Below are 19694 nucleotides of genomic sequence, written 5' to 3' on the forward strand. Positions count from 1 at the left end.
ATTCGGGGCGGTCAGGCCGCCTTGCTGGCCGGGGTTCCAGCCTCCAGAAATGCGATCAGCCCGCATTCGACGCGGGACAGTCCGGCACGCGCGCGGGGCAGGCGCAGGGTCTTGCGAAACGCGTCCTGGCCGTCCTTGACGAGCGCGATCAGCGCGGGGTGGACATAGGATTTGCGCGCGATGGCGGGCGTGTTGCCGAGCTTTTCAACGACCGGCTCCAGCATCGCCTTCAGGCTTAGGTCCGCCTCGGCGAGCGCCAGCGCCTCGAACGCGGCAACGCTGGCCGCCCAGGTACGGAAATGCTTGGCGGTGAAATCACACCCCGTCGCCTCGCGGATATAGGCGTTGACGTCGGAGGAGGAGACGGGGTTCGCCTCGCCATCCTCGTCCACCCAGGCGAAGAGATGCTGTTCGTCCAGGTCCTGGCACCGCTTCACGAAGCTGGCGAGCGAACGGTCGGTCAGCGTCAGGTCGCGCATCTTTCCCGACTTGCCACGATAGCGCAGGCGCAGCGTCGTACCCTTCACCTGCCCATGGCGCTTGCGCAGGGTGGTCGCGCCGAAACTCTTGTTGGTGGCGGCATAGGCCTCGTTGCCGACGCGCAAATGCCCGTTGTCGAGCAGCCGGACGACGGCGGCGACGGCGCGCTCCTTGCACAGGCCGCGCTTCTTCAGGTCGGCCTCCACCTGCTTGCGCAGCGCGGGGAGCGCATGGCCGAACTCGGCGCAGCGTTCATATTTGGCGGCTTCCTGCGCCTCGCGGAAATCGGCGTGGTAGCGATATTGCTTGCGACCCTTCTCGTCCCAGCCGACCGCCTGGATATGGCCATTGGCGCGCGGACAGAACCAGGCGTCCTTATAGGCGGGGGGCAGGCCGATCTTGTTCAGCCGATCGATCTCGTCGGCGTCGGTGATCCGCTCGCCCTTGGTCGTCCAATAGGCCCATTTCCCCCGCACCTTGGTTCGGGTGATGCCGGGCTTGCTGTCGTCGCAATAGACTAATCGGGTGGCCATCGCTCTCTCTCGGGTCATCTTTGCAAATGCGTCGCTGGTCGCTTCGTTCCGGAACGGCCGATGCGGTCGGTGGTTCTGGTTCCGGCATCCCCAAGCCATCCCCCCGATAGGAGTTTTCCATCATGGCCGATCTTTCCCAGGCACGCGTCCTGATGCTCGCCGCCGACGGCTTCGAAACCGTCGAGCTGTTCGAACCACGTAAGGCATTGGAAGCCGCAGGCGCCAAGGTTCAGCTCGCCTCGCTCAAGGCCGACCCGATCCAGGGCATGGAAGGCGACATCAACAAGGCCGAGACCGCGACCCCCGACCTGACCGTCGATGAGGTCGACACCGACGATTACGACGCACTGGTCATCCCCGGCGGCACCTGCAACCCCGACAAGCTGCGCCTGAACGAGCGCGCGGTGGAGATCGTCACCGAGTTCATGGAGGACGACAAGATCGTCGCCGCCATCTGCCACGGCCCCTGGCTGCTCGCCGAGGCGGACGTGATCGATGGTCGCCGCCTGACCAGCTATCCCTCGATCCGCACCGACCTGTCCAATGCGGGCGCGGATGTGGTGGATGAGGAGGTCGTGGTCGACGGCAACCTTATCACCAGCCGCAAGCCGGACGACATCCCCGCCTTCAACAAGGCCATCCTGACCGCGCTGGAAGAAGAGCTGGCCGACGAGGAAGAAACCGAAGAGGCGTAACGCCGGAATCCTCCCCAAGCGAGGTTGGGGAGGATTTAGGTCGCATCCCGTCACGGGACGATCACGGGCGTCGCATCCTGGCCCCATGCGTGGCAGGATGCGACGCCCGCTTGCTATTTCAGGATATGTTGATGCGTCTGCTTCCGCTGCTGCTGATCGGTTTGACCTCCGGCGTCGCCCTGGCGCAGGCCAGTGTGCAGCCCTTCATGGTCGGTAGCCGCGGCTTTGCCACGCTTCAGGAGGCGGTCAACGCGATCGGCGATGGCGAGGGCACGATCCGCATCGCACCGGGCACGTACCGCGAATGCGCGGTCCAGGGGGCGGGACGTATCGCCTATGTCGCGACCGAGCCGGGCAAGGTGATCTTCACCCGCATCGCCTGCGAGGGCAAGGCGGCCCTGGTGTTGCGCGGGCGGGGAGCCTCGGTCCAAGGCATCGTCTTCAGCCATATCGAGGTCGGCGACGGCAACGGCGCTGGCATCCGCATCGAAAAGGGGCCGCTCAGCGTCAGCAACGCGATGTTCCTCGACAGCCAGTCGGGCATCCTATCCGCCGAAGACCCCAATGGCACCGTGACCGTCGACCATTCGACCTTTTCGGGCCTGGGCCATGATCCGACCGGCAATGGCGCGCATGGCATCTATATGGGCCGTTACAAGTCCTTGCGCGTCACCGCCTGCCGCTTCGAGCGGGGGCAGGGCGGGCATTACGTCAAGACGCGCGCACCCTATGTCGAGATACTCGACAGCAGCTTCGACGACAGCCACGGTCACATGAGCAACTATATGATCGACCTGTCCAACGGCGCGAAGGGGCGGATTGCGGGCAACGAGTTCGTCTTCGGTCGCGACAAGGACAATCACTCGACGCTGATTACCGTCGCGCCGGAGGGGGCCAAGAACGACTCATCGGGGCTGGTGGTCGAGAACAACCGGGCTCGCCTGGCCCCCGGTGTCGACTTCAAGCCGGTCTTCGTCGGCAACTGGTCGGGCGAGCCGCTGGTGATCCGGGGCAATATCCTGGGCGCCGGGATCACGCCGACGGCGCGGAGGTTCTGAATAGCAAAGACCGGGACGGATTCACCCCTCTGCTCCAGGGGTACCTTTGCGAAACTCTCTCTCCACCATCACGGCCAAGGCCGGGATCCAGTTACGGGGCGATTGTAAGCTACTCTGACGGTTGCCCAACTGGACCCCGGCCTCCGCCGGGGTGAAACATGTTCTTAAGGCTACGTGCCGACTTTCGCAGAGGAATCCTGAAGGGGAGGGGCTTGCTTGGATGAAAGTCCAAGGCGGTCGGGCACCTGTTTCACCCGCGCCTCGCGCGAGCGCCGCGATAGGTAGGTATCCAGCCCGATCTGGGCGGCGATCATCTGGTACAGGAAGGGGTTGTAGGCGATTCCGACAAAGGCCGCGCCAAGCAGATAGATCAGATGCCCGTGTTGCAGCGCCCCCGCCAGTTGCCCACCCCAGTGCAGCGGGTCGTCAGGCTGGCGATAGCGTCGTCGCAATGCCTCCATCCGCACCAGCCCCGCGATATTGATGCCCAGCCACAGGAACAGTCCCGGCCAGCCCTGTTCGCCCAGCATCTCGAAATAGCTGGAGTGATAGGCCCGGGCGCGGTCGGTCGTGACCTTCTGCTGGATCCTGCTGTCATGGGCGGAGCCCTCGACGAGCGTCAGGTCGTAGCGGAAGCTGTTCTGCAGATAGGCATTGAACCCGCCGCCGAACGGATTGGACGCGACATAGCCCAGCGTCCATTTCCACACTGCCAGCCGGGTCGAGGCGGACTCGTCGCCCTTATAGCCGCGAATGGTCTCCATCCGCTGGGTGTAGGATGAGGGTAGCAGCGGTACGACCGCCACGCCCGCCACCGCCAGCATCCCGATATAGAGCAACCGCCGCTTCACATCGCGCAGCATCAGGACCGCGAGCAGGCCGATGCACAGCAACCCCGTCCGCGCCGAGGTGCCGACCGGAATCAGCAGGCAGGCAAAGATCAGCCCGATCCCGAACACGCGCACCCGCCAGTCGGGGGGATAGATGGTACCGAAGCGCATGAACCACAGGATGATCGGTATCACCGCGATCGAAACCGTCGAGATGATGCTGCCTTCGTAAAGCCCGGCATTGTTGCTGACCATCAGGTTCAGCTCGCCATAGCCGCCGCCCGAGAACAGCGTCTTGATCCCGCCGATGATGACGATCGATGAAACCGACAGCGTCATGAACAGCAGCAGTGCCTCGACCCGTAATTTCGTGCGCAGGGTCAACGGCAGGAACACCGCAAAGGCCAGCGCCTTCCACACCCAGTCCCATTTCTCCTTCGCTTCGGTCGGAAAATCGGCGCCGAAAAAGGTGGTGAGCGCGCAATAGGCCAGCAGCAGCAGGATCGCGCCCTGCCGCACGGTGAACCGGCTGTCGCGCTTGTCGTCGAAAAAGGCCCATCCGCCGACCGCCGCGATGACCGCGATCAGCGAGATCGGCACCGTGTTGAGCAGATGATAGGTCAGCCGCTGCGGCGCGACGATATCGATATAGATATAGGCGAGGACCATCAGGAACGGCCGCCGCATCCCCAGGGCGAACAGGCTGAACAGGAATCCGATCAGGAACAGGTCACGCATCGTCGCGCCGCCTGCCGATGCCGGACCTGGCCCGGGACGTCATGGGGCCGGGGGCGGCGTCGCCCTCCTGGTCGAGCTCGCGTCGGCCGAACAGCCGCCATGCCGCGACCAGCATCAGGCCATGGCTGAGGAGAAGGGCAAAACTGTCGATCATCGCCCGTTTCCTCAAACCCTTAACGCCGCTTGCCTGCCCTGCTTATAAACCGGCGGTTGACGCGGCGTTAAGGGCTGGCATGACAGACCTTCTCCCGATGCGTATCCTGCATATCCTCGACCATGGTCTGCCCCTGCAAAGCGGCTACACCTTTCGCACTCGCGCCATCCTGAAGGCGCAGGAGGGGGCGGGGCATGTGGTCGCGGCGGTGACCGGGCCCCGGCAGGGCACCGGACAGGCCGAGGTCGAGACGGTCGACGGCCTGACCTTCCATCGCACTCCCATTTCCTTGCGGCAGGGGTTGCTCGGGGAAGCCGCCGGGCTTGCCGCGCATATCCGTGCGATCGACCGGGCGGTGGCGGCGTTCCGGCCCGACATCCTGCACGCGCATTCCCCGGTTCTCGACGCGCTGGCCGGGCTGGCCGTGGCACGGCGGCGGCGGTTGCCGCTGGTCTATGAGATTCGCGCCTTCTGGGAGGATGCGGCGGTCGGCAACGGCACGGGCACGGCGGGAAGCGCCCGATACCGGGCGACCCGCGCGTTGGAAAGCTGGGCGTGTCGGCGGGCCGATGCGATCGCCGTCATCTGCGAAGGGCTGCGCGGCGACCTGATCGCGCGGGGGCTGCCGCGGGACAAGATCACCGTCTCGCCCAACGGCGTCGACCTCGGGCTGTTCGGACAGCCGTTGGCCCGCGATTCGGCGCTGGCCGAGGAACTGGGGTTGGCGGAGGCCGAGGTGATCGGCTTCATCGGCAGCTTTTACGATTATGAGGGGCTGGACGACCTGATCGCCGCGATGGCGCGTCTGGTTGCGGCACGACCGAAGGCGCGGCTGCTGTTGGTCGGCGGCGGGCCGATGGAGGTGGCGTTGCGCGCGCAGGCGGAGCGCTCGCCCGTGGCGGCGGCGATCCGCTTCGTCGGACGGGTGCCGCACCAGCAGGTCGAGCGCTATTACAGTTTGGTCGATATCCTGGCCTATCCCCGCAAGAGGATGCGACTGACCGATCTCGTCACGCCGTTGAAGCCCCTGGAGGCGATGGCGCAGGGCAAGCTGGTCGCCGCGTCCGATGTCGGCGGGCACCGCGAATTGATCGAGGACGGCCGAACCGGCACCCTCTTCGCGCCGGACGATCCGGTCGCGATCGCCGATGCACTGGCCGGCTTGCTGGCCGATCGAGGCGGCTGGGAAGCGCGACGGGCGGCGGGCCGGGATTTTGTTGAAACGGAACGGAATTGGGCGTCGAACATCCGACGTTACGAACCTGTTTACCAACGATTGCTAGATCGGGCGAAGACATAGACCCATGACCTTCACCGCCACGCCCTCTCGCCGACGCTTCGGACCCGCCTGGATCGGCGGGGCCGTCGGGCTGCTTTTCGCCCTTTTGATGATGATCGTGCCCGATTGGCGGCTGAACGCGCTCGTCGCCAGCCTGAGCCTGGGCGATATCCTGGCCGCCGCACGACCGCCGCTGGGCATGAAGGCGCGGCTCCTGCTCGCGTTGGTCGCGGGGCTCGGGGCAGGGGCGGTAACATGGGCGACCGCATATCTCCTCTGGGGGCCGGGCGGTCTGCTCGCCCGGCGGGCCAGGCCCGTGACGGAGGACGACGAGGATTATGTGCCGGTGGTCCGCCGGTCGGATCGCCACCCGGACGCGCCCCCGCGCCGCCCGCTCAACGCCGCCGAACTCGGCGCCCCGCCGCCGCCGGTCGACGAAGAGGCGGTCGAGCGCACGCTGCCCGCCGATCTCGACCAGCCGCTTTCGGCCTATGACCCGGATGCGATCCTGTCGGCGCCGCGCGAACCGCTGCGCCCCGCGCCGCCCCAGCCCATGCCGATCCCGCCGATGCGTGAGCCCGAGCCTGAGGATCGGGGCGCCGCGCTGCCGCTGCCGGATCGGCAGGACGAGTCGATAGAGGCCCTGCTCGCCCGACTGGAACGCGAGACGGCCCTGCGTAAGGCTCAGCAGCGCAAGATTTGATGCGGGGGGAGGGGATTGCCCCTCCACCACTCGCTGACGCGAGCGGTCCCCCTCCCCGTGCTCCGCACAGGGAGGAATAGGGACATGCCAAATCCTCCCCGAGCTCGCTTGGGGAGGGGAACCGCCGCGAAGCGGTGGTGGAGGGGCCATCGCCCGCGCGATCCAAACAAAAAGGGCCCGCCCGGATCGCTCCGGACGGGCCCTTTTGCTTGACCGTAAGGGCGGACATTTCGGCCCGCCCTCATGGGTGACTTACGCCGCCAGGTTGCGCAGCACGTACTGCAGGATGCCGCCGTTCAGGAAATATTCCAGCTCGTTGACGGTATCGATGCGGCACTTGGTCAGGAAGGTCTCGGTCGAGCCGTCCTTGCGGGTCAGGATCACTTCGACGTCCTGACGCGGGCGAAGGTTCGCCACGCCCTGGATGGTGAAGCTCTCGGAGCCGTCCAGCTTCAGCGTCTCGCGGGTCACGCCCTCGGCGAACTGCAGCGGCAGGACGCCCATGCCGACCAGGTTCGAACGGTGGATACGTTCGAAGCTCTCGGTGATGACCGCGCGCACGCCGAGCAGGTTGGTACCCTTCGCCGCCCAGTCGCGCGACGAACCCGTACCATACTCCTTGCCCGCCACGATGACGAGGGGCGTGCCGTCGGCCTTGTGACGCATCGCGGCGTCATAGATCGGCATCACTTCGCCCTCATATTGGGTCATGCCGCCTTCGACGCCGGGCACCATCTCGTTCTTGATGCGGATGTTGGCGAAGGTGCCGCGCATCATCACGTCATGGTTGCCACGACGCGCGCCGTACGAGTTGAAGTCCTTCTTGGCGACCTGATGCTCCTGCAGGAAGGTGCCTGCCGGGCTGTCGGCCTTGATCGAACCGGCCGGGCTGATGTGGTCGGTGGTGATCGAGTCGCCCAGGATGGCGAGCGGCTTGGCCTCGATGATGTCGGTGACGGGCTTCGGCGTCATCTCCATGCCCTCGAAATAGGGCGGGTTGGCGACATAGGTCGAAGCGGCGGGCCAGGCATAGGTGTCCGAGCCGGTGACGTCGATCGCCGACCACTTGGCATCGCCCGCATAGACGTTGCCGTAGCGCGAACGGAACATTTCGTCGTCGATGTTCGCATCCATCAGGCTGCGGACTTCCTCGTTCGAGGGCCAGATGTCCTTCAGATAAACGTCCTGGCCGTCCTTGCCCTGGCCGATCGGGGTTTCACGCATGTCCTGCGTGACCGTGCCCTTCAGCGCATAGGCCACCACGAGCGGCGGCGAGGCGAGGAAGTTGGCGCGCACGTCCGGCGACACGCGGCCTTCGAAGTTGCGGTTGCCCGACAGGACCGAGGCGGCGACGATGTCGTTGCCGTTGATCGCCTTCGAGATCGGCTCGGCGAGCGGACCCGAATTGCCGATGCAGGTGGTGCAGCCATAGCCGACCAGGTTGAAGCCGATCGCGTCGAGATCGGCGGTCAGGCCCGCCTTGTCGAGATAATCGGTGACGACCTGCGAACCCGGGGCGAGCGAGGTCTTGACCCAGGGCTTGGGCTTCAGGCCCAGCGCGTTCGCCTTGCGGGCGACCAGACCGGCGGCGACCAGCACGCTCGGGTTCGAGGTGTTGGTGCAGCTGGTGATCGCGGCGATCACGACGTCGCCGTCGCCGATGTCATGGCCACGATCGTCGACCGAGACGCGGGCGGGGGCGTCCTTCTTGTACACCTTGGCGAGGTCGGCGTTGAACACGTCGTCGACTTCGGTGAGCACGACCTTGTCCTGCGGACGCTTCGGACCCGCCAGCGACGGCACGACCGTCGACATGTCGAGTTCCAGCGTGTCGGTGAAGACGGGGTCGGCGGCATCGTCGTGACGCCAGAAGCCGTTCGCCTTGGCATAAGCCTCGACCAGGGCGACATTCTCGTCCGAACGCGCGGTCAGGCGCATATAGTCGAGCGTCTTGTCGTCGATCGGGAAGAAGCCGCAGGTCGCGCCGTACTCGGGCGCCATGTTGGCGATCGTCGCACGGTCGGCGAGCGTCATCGACGACAGGCCCGGGCCATAGAACTCGACGAAGCGGCCGACCACGCCCTTGGCGCGCAGCATCTGGGTGATGGTCAGCACCAAGTCGGTGGCGGTGATGCCTTCCTGGAGCTTGCCGGTCAGCTTGAAGCCGACGACCTCGGGGATCAGCATCGACACCGGCTGGCCGAGCATCGCGGCTTCCGCCTCGATCCCGCCGACGCCCCAGCCGAGCACGCCCAGGCCGTTAATCATGGTCGTGTGGCTGTCGGTGCCGACCAGCGTATCCGGGTATGCGATCGTCGCGCCGCCCTTGGCATGCTCGCCGCTTTCGGTCGAGGACCAGATGGCCTGGCCGATATATTCCAGGTTCACCTGGTGGCAGATGCCGGTGCCCGGCGGAACCACCGAGAAATTGTCGAGCGCCTTGGAGCCCCACTTCAGGAACTCGTAGCGTTCCATGTTGCGCTGATATTCGAGGTCGACGTTATCCTCGAAGGCCTGCGGCGTACCGAATTCGTCGACCATGACCGAGTGGTCGATGACGAGGTGGACGGGGACCTGCGGGTTGATCTTGGCCGCATCGCCGCCCAGCTTGGTGATCGCGTCGCGCATCGCGGCGAGGTCGACCACGCAGGGAACGCCGGTGAAGTCCTGCATCAGCACGCGGGCCGGGCGATACTGGATCTCGCGATCCGAACGCTGCGTCTTCTGCCAGTCGACGATCGCCTGGATATCCTCGCGCGTAACGGTCTTGCCGTCCTCGAAGCGCAGCAGATTCTCGAGCAGCACCTTCATCGAGAAGGGCAGGCGGCTGATGTCGCCGAGCTGCTCGGAAGCCTTGGCGAGGCTGTAATAATCATAGGTCTTGCCGTCGACGTCGAGCGTCGAGCGGGTGTTCAGGCTGTCCTGGCCTATCGCAGTCATGGGCGTCCCTTCATGGTCGAGCCGGGCACGCCCAGTGGGACACGGCAGCATGCAGCCGCGAGCAGGCGCGCCGGGGAAATCTCCGGTTGACGCCAGCGGCCTTAGCAAGGGGTTGCCCGACAGGGAAGGGTGCAGCGCAGTGAAAGCGGTTCGCAACTACGCGGTGATGCCGGACTTGTCTCACCGCACGGAGGACACGGCAGGCCACTGGTCGCAAGCGTGGAAAATACGTGGAACAGCCATGGTCGATAGCGGGTTCAGACGGTCATGATTGGAGTTCGGACCATGCGTGCCCTGAAGAATGACCGGCCAGCCCCCTTTTGCGTCCCGCGGGGACGGCCAGGATCGGCGGTCGGGCACGCGCTTCCCGTTCCTGGCCTGGGGTGGCGGCGATGACCGGGGTGTCGGGCAAGGATCGCCGCCGTCCCGATGCGATCGTAGCCGTCGGCCTGCTGACCCAGCGCGATCTCGACGTGCTCGGTTCCGGCTTTCGCCGGTCCTTTCCGGTTCAGGAGGATACCGCCTTCGACGACCTGCTTCAGGCGCTCGATTCGATAGAGGCGATTCACGTTCCACACCGCAAGGATTGAGCATTAAGGCCCGTTAACCTTGTTTATTAATGACTCATCGCCCCCGGATTGGAGACGGAACGGCTTGGCGAGCCCCCATCGACCCGGCTAGGGCTGTCGGCATGGCTGGACGGATCATCCGGCGCGACCGGAAAATGAGATGACGCCCGAACGTTTCGCCCTGCTTACCCGCCGTCATCGCGAATGTCTTCGCGGGGTCAAGGCGCTCAAGGGCTCCAAGGAAATCGCCATCGAACTCGGCTTGGGAAAGTCGACCGTCGACAGCTATCTGGCGGAGGCCGTTCGGCTGCTCGGCGCACGCAATCGGCGCGAGGCGGCGATGGCCCTGGCCGAATACGAAGCCCAATCGATCATCGAGCCGAACTACCAAGTCGTTGAAGAACAACAGGAAGATACCCCCAATAAAATCATACCCGATTCTTCGGGGCTGGTTCCCGAGCCGTCGGCCATGCCACTTCCGATGGCACCGGATGGGAGTACGGTCGGTGGGGCGGTGCAGGACGGCCATGTCCACGCATCGCCCCGCTTGTCCCTCCCGGTTCGGCGGCAAGGGCAGACCCGTAACGACATGAGCGTGGCCGAAAGGCTGCTTTGGGTTCCCACGATCGCCGTCGCGCTGGCCATCGGCTTCGGCATGCTGGCCACGGGACTCGACGTGATGACTCGCGTGATCGGACGATTGTCGAACCTTGCCGGTTGACCATCTTCATGCCGCCCGGCGCGCATGGAAGACACATCAGGGGGCACAGGCGATGACGACGGAACATGAGGCGGCACTTCAGGTGACCCAGCTCCTCTGGAAGCTGGAGAACGAACTCGACTCGGCCTTCGCCACGGCGGGCGAACTGGCGATGGCGCTGCCCCGTGCGCGGGCGGAAGCGCGTCTGTCGGCAGTGGTCGGGCAGCATGCTTTCGAAATGCTGGGCCAGGCGATGATGGCGATCGGCCAGGCGCGCGGCCATGCGGTGCAGAGCCACCGTATCCTGGAAAAGGTCGGCCAGACGATCGGCTTCGACGCGGACAATTATGGCGACAACCGCCCCAAGCCGCCCGAGGTGACCGGCACCGTGGCCACCATGCCGCTGCGCGCGGCGGCCTGATCGCGGGGCGGCGCGGCGTGTCTATGCCATCCTTCATAGCGCGGGGCACGCCGTGACGCATGTTTACATCTTCAACCTGATCCAGGCGCTGGTCTGTCTCTACGCCCTTACCATGGGGGGCTGGCCCGAGCGGGCGACGGCCGTGATCCTGCTCTTTGCATCGGTGGCGACCATCGTCCTGCCGTTCGATCCCTCGACCAGCTTCCATAGCGTCGAGACGCTGGAGCTGGTCATCGATCTGACATTGATGTTCGGGTTGATGGCGATCGCCCTGCTGGCCAACCGATTCTGGCCCTTATGGCTGGCCGCGCTGCATCTGCTGGCCGTCGGCATTCACGGGGTCAAAGGACTCGACCCCATGTTGGTGCCGTGGATGTATGCGGCCGCCGGGGGCAAGCTGGCCTATCCCATGCTGCTGCTGCTGGCGGGGGGCGTCATGCGGCATCGCTGGCGCCTGGCACGATATGGCAGCGATCCCGACTGGACCTTGCCCTGGCGGGATATCCGATGACCAGCGAAATCCGCCTTCTGCACTGGCCTGCCGAGGACCGGGCGAGCTTCGGCCGTTTCACCGCGGTCATGGCGGATGTGCAGGCGCGTATCCACGCCATTTCGGGGGAGAGCAGCGGCGTGCCGGTGCCGCGCCCGCCCCGCGTACCGACGCCGCAGGAATGCGCCGCGATGATCCTGAAGCATCGCCGTGACATGCGGGCCATCGCAGGCCCTGACGGCGACTTGTTCGGCGACCCCGCCTGGGAAATCGCGCTGGCGGTCTTCCAGACCGACGGCAGGGAAAGCGATGCCGCCTTGCTGGACAAGGCCGGGCTGTCGGCGACCGGGATCGTGGGGGCGCGCTGGATCAGGTTGCTGCTGGCGCGGGGCTGGGTCGAGCGGGACGAAGATGGTTATCTGCGCGCGACCGAAAAGATGGTCGCGGCGCTGAACCGCTATTTCAACGGTCTCTGATCGCCCTGCTCACGGCGACAACGCCGTGCAACTCCTCAGGCCCCCAGGGGTTCAATGGTCAAGGCACAACCACAGGAGAAGACGGACATGGCCGAGGATATCGGAACGGGCGGCGGTGCGGGTGCGATCGGCGGCGACATGGGCGCGGGCGCTTTTGCCGATCGCATGAAGGGCGCGGGCGAGGCGATGCAGGCCTCGGGCCAGAAGATGGCCGAGGGCGGTTCGCAGGTCACCCTCAAGATGCTGGAACAGGCCGAGACCAACACACGTGAAGCCTTTGCCGCGATGCGTTCGGCCGCGTCCGCCAAGGATCTGGGCGACGTCATGCGTATCCAGAGCGAATTCCTGCGTGAACAGGGCAACCGCTCCATGTCGCAAGCGCGCGAGATCGGCGAGATGATCGTCCAGTTCGGTCGCGACGCGGTCGGCGTGGCGCGTGGGGCCAAGCAGGACTGACGGGTTTTTCCGTTCCAGAGCATGATGACATGAGATGAACTCACCCCTCCCCTTCAGGGGAGGGGCCGGGGGCGGGGCGCCTCCGCAAGCGTACAGCCCGTGGCGAGGCCCCACCCCAACCCCTCCCCTGAAGGGGAGGGGCTCTCCTTGGTTCAACGCAACGCCATCACGGTCTAATTACCAGGGCTGAGCGCCACCGGGCCGCTCGGCGCGGCCTCCAGCAGCGAATCACCCCCCAGCACGCGGTATAGCGTGACCCGGTTGGTCGCCGCCGTCAGCTGGGTCGCGATCACCGTCCGCTGCGCCGAATAGAGCGAGCGCTGCGCATCCAGCGTATTGAGGAATGGCGTCACCCCGCCGCGATAGCTGGCCTCGGTCAGGCGATAGGTGTCGGTGGCGGCATTCAGGAAGCGGCGATTGGCGCCGAGCTGATCGGCGATCGTGCCCTGCCGCGCCAATGCGTCGGCGGTTTCCTGAAACGCGGTCTGGATCGTCTTTTCATAGGTCGCGAGAGCGGCGTCGCGCTGCGCCTTGGAATATTCGACATTCGCCACGCCCGCGCCCGCCTGGAAGATCGGATAGCTGACCGACGGCGCGACCGAGTAATTGAAGCTGCCGCCCGAGAAGAGTGACGACAGCGCGGTGCTGGCGAACCCGACCAGCCCGGTCAGCGAGATGCGCGGGAACAGTGCCGCACGCGCCGCGCCGATCTGGCCATTGGCGGCGCGCAACAGATATTCGGCCTGCACCACGTCCGGACGACGCAGGAGGATGCCGGAATCGAGTCCGGCGGGCAGCGTCGCGACGGTGGGGGCGGCTTCCTCGATCGAGCGGGGCAGGAGTGCGGTGTCGATCGGCGCACCGACGAGCAGTTGCAGCGCGTTGACGTCCTGCGCCACCGCCGTCTTCTGCTGTGCCAGATCGGCCTGGGCGGTCGCCAGCACCTGTTCGGCCTGCCGCAGATCGGTACGCGGCGAAATTCCACCCTGCAGCCGCGCGCGGGTCAGCGCGACGCTGCGCTCGGCATTGGCGGCGGTCTGCTGCGCGATGGCGAGCAGGCTCTGGTCCGCACCATAGTTCAGCCACGCCTCGGCGATGTCGCCGACCAGCGTCAGTCGGGTCGCGCGCGCCGCCGCCTCGGTCGCGAAATAGCGGTCGAGCGCGGAGCCGGTCAGTGAGCGAATGCGCCCGAACAGGTCCAGCTCGAACGCGTTGACGCCCAGATTGACCGACCAGGCGCTGCCGCTGCCACCGGCACCCGTAACGATGCCCCCGGCTCCACCGCCGGTGTCGACACCGCCATTGCCGACGCCGGTACCCGTGCCGCCACCGATGGTGCCGTTGCCGGTCCCGGTGCCACCGTTATTGCCGGTGTTGGTGCCCGTGCCACCTCCCCCGACCGCGCTCGATCCGGCGCCGCCCGATCCGCGATCGGTGTAGCTGTACCGGCCCGTGGCGCTGACATTGGGAAGCAGATTGGCCCGCTGGATGCGATATTGCGCGCGGGTGGAGGCAATGTTGGCCGCCGCGATCCGCAGATCGCGATTGTTGGCCAGCGCCTGCACGATCAGCTGCTGCAACCGCGCATCGCGGAAGATGTCGCTGTAACGCACCGTGGGCAGCGCCGCCTCCGACTGGCGGAGATAGGCGTCGCCGACCGGCCAGGAGGGCGGCACCGGCGTTGCGGGCCGTTCATATTTCGGATTCATCGAGCAGGCCGAAAGCGCGGTCGCGCCGAGCAGCAGCGCGAGGGCCAGCGAGCGAGAGGGGGACTGGATACGCATCAGGCCTTCTCCGCTTCGCCTTCGGGGGCCGGGCGATGCCCCGCGCCGTGTTCGCTCATCGGCTTGCCGCGCAAGCGGGCCAGGCCGTTGCGCACCGACCGGCGCACCAGCACGAAGAACAGCGGGATGTAGAAGATCGCCAGCACGGTGGCGGTCAGCATGCCCCCGATCACGGCGGTGCCGATCGCGATGCGGCTGTTGGCGCCCGCACCCGTCGAGATGGCGAGCGGCAACACGCCGAAGATGAAGGCGAAGCTGGTCATCAGGATCGGGCGCAGACGGATCTTGGCGGCCTCCAGCGCGGCGTCGATCACGCGCTTGCCCTGTTTCTCCGCCTGTTCGGCGAACTCGATCATCAGGATGGCGTTCTTCGCCGCCAGCCCCATCGTCGTCAGCAGGCCGATCTGGAGATAGACGTCGTTGGTCAGCCCGCGCAGCGTCACGAAGGCGACCGCGCCGATCAGGCCCAGCGGAATGACGAGCAGCACCGCGAACGGGATCGACCAGCTTTCATAAAGCGCGGCCAGGCACAGGAACACGACCAGGATCGACAGGCCGTAGAGGATCGGCGCCTGTCCGCCCGACAGCCGTTCTTGATAGGACAGACCCGCCCAGGCGATCGAGGTGCCGGGGATTTGCGAGGCGAGCTCGGTCATCCGCTGCATGGCATCGCCCGAGCTGTAGCCCGGCGCGGCCGATCCCTGAAATTCATAGGAGGAAATGCCGTTGAACCGCGACAGGGTGGTCGGCGCCACGCCCCAGTTGATCGTCGAGAAGGACGAGAAGGGCGCCATCTGGCCGCTCGAGCCACGCACGAACCATTGCTTCAGGTCCTCGGGCTCGGCGCGATAGGGCGCATCGCCCTGGACGAACACGCGCTTGACGCGGCCGCGATCGATGAAGTCGTTGACATATTGCCCGCCCCAGGCGGTCGACAGGGTCGAGTTCACCTGTTGCTGGGTCAGCCCCAGCGCCGCCAGCTTCTGCTGGTCGAGGTCGACGCGCAGCGTGGCGATGTCGGGCAGCTCGGTCAGGCGAACCGAAGCCAGCATCGGGTCGGCATTGGCCTTGGCGAGCAGCTCGTCGCGTACCGCCTCGAACTTCTCCAGCGGCATGCCGGAGATGTTCTGAAGCTCCATGGTGAAGCCGTCCGACTGGCCCAGGCCGCGAATGGCGGGGGGCACCAGCGCGAAGACCTGCGCATCGCGAAGCCCCCGGAACGCGGCGGAGGCGCGGCCGGTGATGGCGTCGGCGCTGTTCTCCTTGCCCTTGCGATCGGCCCAGTCGGTGAAGTTGATGAAGCCCTGGCCGGTATTCTGGCCGCTGGTGCCGCCCCCGCCGCCCCCGGCGACCGAGAACAGCACCTTGACGTTCTTGCCCTCATGCTGGGCGAAATACTGCTCGACCTGGCGCTGCACCTCCATGGTGCGCCCCTGGGTCGCACCGGCGGGCAGGCGGAACTGGACGATTGCCGATCCCTGATCCTCGGTCGGCAGGAAGCCGGTCGGCAGGCGCAGGAAGAGGATGGCCAGCAGCGCGACCACGCCCGCATAGATCAGCAGGAACAGCCATTTGCGGTCGACCACCGTGCGTACGGCCGAGGTGTATTTCTCGACCGTCCACTCGAAGCGCGTGTTGAAGCCATCCTTGGCACGCTGGAGCCCGTGCGCGACGCGCGGGAACTTGCGGTCGAGCCAGCCGCCTTCTTCCCCTTCGCGTGCCTTCTGCTTCAACAGCGTCGCGGTCAGGGCGGGGCTGAGGATCAGAGCGACCGCGACGGACAGGATCATCGCCGAGACGATGGTGATCGAGAACTGGCGATAGATGACGCCCGTCGACCCCCCGAAGAACGCCATCGGCAGGAACACCGCCGACAGGACGAGTGCGATGGCGATCAGCGCTACGCTGATCTCCTTCATCGACTCGATCGTCGCCTCGCGCGGCGTCATGTCGGGATTTTCCTCGAGCAGACGCTCGACATTCTCGACGACCACGATGGCGTCGTCGACCAGCAGGCCGATCGCCAGCACCAGCCCGAACAGCGTCAGCGTGTTGATCGAGAATCCCGCGATATAGAAGATGGCGAAGGTGCCCAGCAGCACCACCGGCACCGCGATCGTCGGGACCAGTGTCGCGCGCCAGCTTTGCAGGAAGACGAACATGACGATGACGACGAGGATGATCGCCTCGATCAGCGTCTTGACCACCTCGTCGATCGACAGCTTGATGAAGGCGGTCGTGTCGTTGGCATAGGCGACCTTCAGACCGGGCGGGAAGGTCTTGGCGACGCGGTTGACCTCGGCTTTGACCAGTTCGGCGGTCTTCAGCGCGTCCGCGCCAGGGGCCATCAGCACGGCGATACCGGCGCCGGGATGCTGGTTGATCCGGCTGACCGCGGCATAGCTTTCCGCGCCGAGTTCGATCCGCGCCACGTCGGACAGCTTGACCGTCGCGCCGTTGTTCAGCGTCTTGACGATGATCTCGCGGAACTGCTCGGGCGTCTGGAGCCGCGACATGGAGGTCACGGTCGCATTCAGCATCTGCGTCGTCGGCGACGGCGTGCCGCCGACCTCACCGGCCGCGACCTCGGTATTCTGGTTCTGGATCGCAGTGACGACGTCCGACGGCATCAGCTGATAAGAGGACAGCTTTTCCGGATTCAGCCAGATACGCATCGCATATTGCGAACCGAAGACGTTGGTGTCGCCGACGCCCTGGATACGGCCCAGCGGGTCCTGGAGGTTGGAGACGAGGTAATCGGCGACGTCCTGGTTCGTCATCCGGTTCGTCTCGTCATAGACGCCCGCGATGAGGAGGAAGTCGGGGTTCGACTTGCGGACGACCAGCCCCTGTTGCTGCACCTGCTGCGGCAGGCGGGCGACCGATTGCTGGACTTGGTTTTGAACCTGCACCTGCGCGATGTCGGGGTCGGTGCCCTTGGCGAAGGTGGCGGTGATCGTCACCGAGCCGCGGCTGGACGAGGACGACTGGAAATAGAGCAGGCCGTCGATGCCGGTCAGCTGCTGTTCGATGACCTGGGTGACCGAGTTCTGCAGCGTCTGCGCGGACGCGCCGGGGAAGGTGGCGCGGATCGACACCTGGGGCGGTGCGACGTCCGGATATTGCGCGATGGGCAGACCCATGATCGCGCCGACGCCCGCCAGCATGACGATGATGGCCAGAACCCAGGCGAAGATGGGACGATCGATGAAGACGCGGCTGATCATGGTCTGGTCAGCCCGCCTTGCCCTTGGCGGCCTGCATCTTCTTCAGCTGTTCGGGCGAGGGCGGCTGGACCTTTTGCGGGGTGTCGGCCGGCACCGCACGCACGCTCTGGCCGGGGCGCAGCGTGCCCAGGCCCTGGGTCACGATCTTGTCGCCGGGCTTCAGGCCGTCGGTGACGACCCAAAAGGCACCCTGCGTCCGCTCGGCCTTGACCTTGCGTTCCTGAACCTTGTCGTTCGGGCCGACGATGAACACCGTCGCATTGCCCTTCGGATCGCGCGACACCGCCTGCTGCGGCACCATATAGGCGCTGGTGTCGATCGCCTGCGCGAAGCGGGCACGGACGAACATGCCGGGCAGCAACAGGCCTTGCGGATTGGGGAAGCGCGCGCGCAGTGTCACGGTGCCGGTCTGCGGATCGACCACGGCCTCGGCAAATTCGACCGTGCCGGTCTGGCCGTAATCGGTGCCGTCTTCCAGCCGCAGCGTCACGCGCGCGCTGGCGGGGATCACGCCGTCCCGCGCCGACAGGCTGCGCCGCAGCGACAGCAGGTTGGTGGCGGACTGCTGGATGTCGACGAAGATCGGGTCGAGCCGCTGAATCTGTGCCAGCGGATCGGTCTGCCCGCTGCTGACCAGGGCGCCGACGGTGAACAGCGATCGGCCGATGCGGCCCGAGATGGGGGCGGGGACGGTGGTGAATTGCAGGTTGACGCGCGCGGTTTCCAAGGCGGCGCGGGTCTGTGCGACCTGTGCGGCGGCCTGGCGCGCGCTGGCCTGGGCGTTGGTGTAATCCTGCTTCGAGATCGCTTCGATCTGCGCCAGCGGGCGGTAGCGTTCGGCCAGCGTACGGGTGGCCTCGGCATTGGCCTGTGCGCTTTGCAGATTGGCGGCGGCCTGGTTGGCGGCGGCGCGATAGAGGCGGGGGTCGATTTCGTAGAGCGGCTGGCCACGCTTGACGAGGCTACCCTCGGTGAACAGGCGGCGGCGGATCACGCCAGTGACCTGCGGCCGCACGTCCGAGCTTTCAAAGGCGCTGGTCCGCGCGGCGAGTTCGGTGACGATCGGTGCGTTCGTCGGCTGGACGGTCACGAAACCGACGGTCGGCGTCGCTTGCGCCCCGCCGCGTCCCTTGGTCGCGCCGCCACCCTTTTCACCGCCGCATCCCGAAAGGGTCGCAAGTGCCAGGACCATAGCCGAACCTGCGAGCATGCCGCGCCCGCGAAAGCCTGCAAAATTCAAATCGTTCACCTGCCTGAAGTGCCAGCCGCGCGCCCGGCCCGCACGATAATGCCCGAGTATGACTTAACGTTTCCGTTCGACAACAAAATGCACGATGCGGCTTCGAAAAGGCAAGCGACCATGGCCTAATTCGCCGCCTTTAATTGTCGCAAATTGTCGCACTGCGACAAATTCCGGAAGCCGGGGAGCCTTTGCGGTTTTGATGCATTTTCAAAGGGACATGATCGATCGGGATGCCGATAAACGCCTCGCCGCGGCCGCTGCGGTAGAAGAGGTTTGCGACGATATGCTGGTGGGGCTGGGGACCGGCTCGACCGCAGCCCATGCCATTATCGCATTGGCGGACAGGCGCCTGAAGATCCAGGCCGTGGCGACCTCACAAGCCAGCGCCGATCTGGCCCGGTCACTGGGCATCGCGGTGCGCGATTTCGCGGATGCGGTGCGGGTGGATCTGGCAATAGACGGTGCCGACGCCATCGACGCCCGGTTGCGTGCGGTGAAGGGGGCGGGTGGAGCGATGGTGCGGGAAAAGATCGTCGCCGCCTCGGCCGACCGGATGATCGTCATCGCTGATGCCGCCAAGCGGGTGGACCGACTGGGCGGGGTCAAGCTGCCGGTCGAAATCCTTCCCTTCGCGCGGGCCTTTGCGGCGGCCCGGCTTTCGGCGCTGTTCGAACGGCTTGAGGAGCGTACCGACTATCGTACCGACAACGGCAATATCGTGGTCGACGGATATGGCTGGGACGACGCCGACCTGCCGGGACTGGCGGGCGCGCTGATGGCGATTCCCGGCGTCGTCGGGCACGGCCTGTTCCTGACCGAGATCGATGCCGCCTATATTGCCGGGGAGGGGATCGTTACCCGGCTGGAACGGGGGCGTCAGGCACGCTAAGGCCGCCCACGCATGGCAACCAGAGCGAG

The 19694-nt window shown here is 66.0% G+C and carries 18 protein-coding genes; 11 read left to right on the forward strand and 7 right to left on the reverse strand.

What is annotated here, in order from left to right:
* Window positions 1-11: 11 nt before the first annotated feature.
* Complete coding sequence (locus AC1GI4_RS15235; RefSeq protein ID WP_479630062.1) at window positions 12-1013, reverse strand: DNA topoisomerase IB; 1002 nt, start codon at window positions 1011-1013, stop codon at window positions 12-14.
* A 122-nt stretch (window positions 1014-1135) separates the two neighbouring features.
* On the opposite strand from AC1GI4_RS15235, the gene AC1GI4_RS15240 reads away from it, so the two are divergent.
* Together AC1GI4_RS15240 and AC1GI4_RS15245 are read left to right on the forward strand one after the other, a co-directional pair.
* Entirely contained in the window at window positions 1136-1708 is a 573-nt protein-coding gene (locus tag AC1GI4_RS15240; RefSeq protein WP_294274852.1) for a type 1 glutamine amidotransferase domain-containing protein, read from the forward strand.
* Window positions 1709-1839: 131 nt separating this feature from the next.
* Window positions 1840-2766, forward strand: coding sequence for a right-handed parallel beta-helix repeat-containing protein (locus AC1GI4_RS15245; RefSeq protein ID WP_479630063.1), 927 nt, complete (start codon window positions 1840-1842; stop codon window positions 2764-2766).
* A 170-nt stretch (window positions 2767-2936) separates the two neighbouring features.
* Here the strand turns inward: AC1GI4_RS15245 and AC1GI4_RS15250 are convergent, their stop codons facing one another.
* Window positions 2937-4334: a putative O-glycosylation ligase, exosortase A system-associated gene (locus AC1GI4_RS15250; RefSeq protein ID WP_294274849.1), complete on the reverse strand. Its 1398-nt coding sequence runs from the start codon at window positions 4332-4334 to the stop codon at window positions 2937-2939.
* Complete coding sequence (locus AC1GI4_RS15255) at window positions 4327-4488, reverse strand: hypothetical protein (protein ID WP_294274847.1); 162 nt, start codon at window positions 4486-4488, stop codon at window positions 4327-4329. Before AC1GI4_RS15255 ends, AC1GI4_RS15250 begins: the two co-directional genes overlap by 8 nt.
* A 97-nt stretch (window positions 4489-4585) precedes the next feature.
* On the opposite strand from AC1GI4_RS15255, the gene AC1GI4_RS15260 reads away from it, so the two are divergent.
* Together AC1GI4_RS15260 and AC1GI4_RS15265 are read left to right on the forward strand one after the other, a co-directional pair.
* Window positions 4586-5788 carry a TIGR04063 family PEP-CTERM/XrtA system glycosyltransferase gene (locus tag AC1GI4_RS15260; protein WP_479630432.1) on the forward strand — a complete coding sequence of 401 codons (1203 nt, stop codon included), beginning with the start codon at window positions 4586-4588 and terminating at the stop codon, window positions 5786-5788.
* A gap of 88 nt (window positions 5789-5876) precedes the next feature.
* Entirely contained in the window at window positions 5877-6470 is a 594-nt protein-coding gene (locus AC1GI4_RS15265; RefSeq protein ID WP_479630064.1) for a hypothetical protein, read from the forward strand.
* A gap of 252 nt (window positions 6471-6722) precedes the next feature.
* Here AC1GI4_RS15265 and acnA read toward each other — a convergent pair whose 3' ends face one another.
* Window positions 6723-9410, reverse strand: a complete 2688-nt coding sequence (acnA, locus tag AC1GI4_RS15270; RefSeq protein ID WP_479630065.1) for an aconitate hydratase AcnA — start codon at window positions 9408-9410, stop codon at window positions 6723-6725.
* A 392-nt stretch (window positions 9411-9802) separates the two neighbouring features.
* Between acnA and AC1GI4_RS15275 the strand changes: the two genes are divergently transcribed.
* The 6 genes from AC1GI4_RS15275 to AC1GI4_RS15300 all read left to right on the forward strand — a co-directional run bounded on the left by AC1GI4_RS15275 (window position 9803) and on the right by AC1GI4_RS15300 (window position 12522).
* Entirely contained in the window at window positions 9803-10000 is a 198-nt protein-coding gene (locus AC1GI4_RS15275) for a hypothetical protein (protein ID WP_479630066.1), read from the forward strand.
* A gap of 139 nt (window positions 10001-10139) precedes the next feature.
* Complete coding sequence (locus AC1GI4_RS15280; RefSeq protein ID WP_433911162.1) at window positions 10140-10700, forward strand: helix-turn-helix domain-containing protein; 561 nt, start codon at window positions 10140-10142, stop codon at window positions 10698-10700.
* A 52-nt stretch (window positions 10701-10752) separates the two neighbouring features.
* Window positions 10753-11100: a hypothetical protein gene (locus AC1GI4_RS15285; protein ID WP_479630067.1), complete on the forward strand. Its 348-nt coding sequence runs from the start codon at window positions 10753-10755 to the stop codon at window positions 11098-11100.
* Between the two features lie 52 nt (window positions 11101-11152).
* Window positions 11153-11611, forward strand: a complete 459-nt coding sequence (locus AC1GI4_RS15290) for a hypothetical protein (RefSeq protein ID WP_479630068.1) — start codon at window positions 11153-11155, stop codon at window positions 11609-11611.
* Window positions 11608-12066, forward strand: coding sequence for a hypothetical protein (locus AC1GI4_RS15295; RefSeq protein ID WP_479630069.1), 459 nt, complete (start codon window positions 11608-11610; stop codon window positions 12064-12066). Before AC1GI4_RS15290 ends, AC1GI4_RS15295 begins: the two co-directional genes overlap by 4 nt.
* Before the next feature lie 87 nt (window positions 12067-12153).
* Window positions 12154-12522, forward strand: a complete 369-nt coding sequence (locus AC1GI4_RS15300; protein WP_367113913.1) for a phasin family protein — start codon at window positions 12154-12156, stop codon at window positions 12520-12522.
* 173 nt (window positions 12523-12695) lie between these two features.
* Here AC1GI4_RS15300 and AC1GI4_RS15305 read toward each other — a convergent pair whose 3' ends face one another.
* From AC1GI4_RS15305 to AC1GI4_RS15315, 3 genes are read right to left on the reverse strand one after another with little or no spacing between them, the layout of a single operon-like run.
* On the reverse strand, window positions 12696-14306 hold the full coding sequence (locus AC1GI4_RS15305; RefSeq protein ID WP_479630070.1) for an efflux transporter outer membrane subunit: 1611 nt from the start codon (window positions 14304-14306) through the stop codon (window positions 12696-12698).
* Window positions 14306-17533: a multidrug efflux RND transporter permease subunit gene (locus tag AC1GI4_RS15310; RefSeq protein ID WP_479630071.1), complete on the reverse strand. Its 3228-nt coding sequence runs from the start codon at window positions 17531-17533 to the stop codon at window positions 14306-14308. Before AC1GI4_RS15310 ends, AC1GI4_RS15305 begins: the two co-directional genes overlap by 1 nt.
* Before the next feature lie 7 nt (window positions 17534-17540).
* Complete coding sequence (locus AC1GI4_RS15315; RefSeq protein WP_433911158.1) at window positions 17541-18725, reverse strand: efflux RND transporter periplasmic adaptor subunit; 1185 nt, start codon at window positions 18723-18725, stop codon at window positions 17541-17543.
* A 268-nt stretch (window positions 18726-18993) separates the two neighbouring features.
* On the opposite strand from AC1GI4_RS15315, the gene rpiA reads away from it, so the two are divergent.
* The gene (gene rpiA / locus AC1GI4_RS15320; protein WP_479630072.1) at window positions 18994-19665 is read left to right on the forward strand and encodes a ribose-5-phosphate isomerase RpiA; all 672 of its coding nucleotides are present in this window, start codon (window positions 18994-18996) and stop codon (window positions 19663-19665) included.
* Window positions 19666-19694: the final 29 nt, after the last annotated feature.

The organism is Sphingomonas sp. 77B (assembly GCF_056497825.1).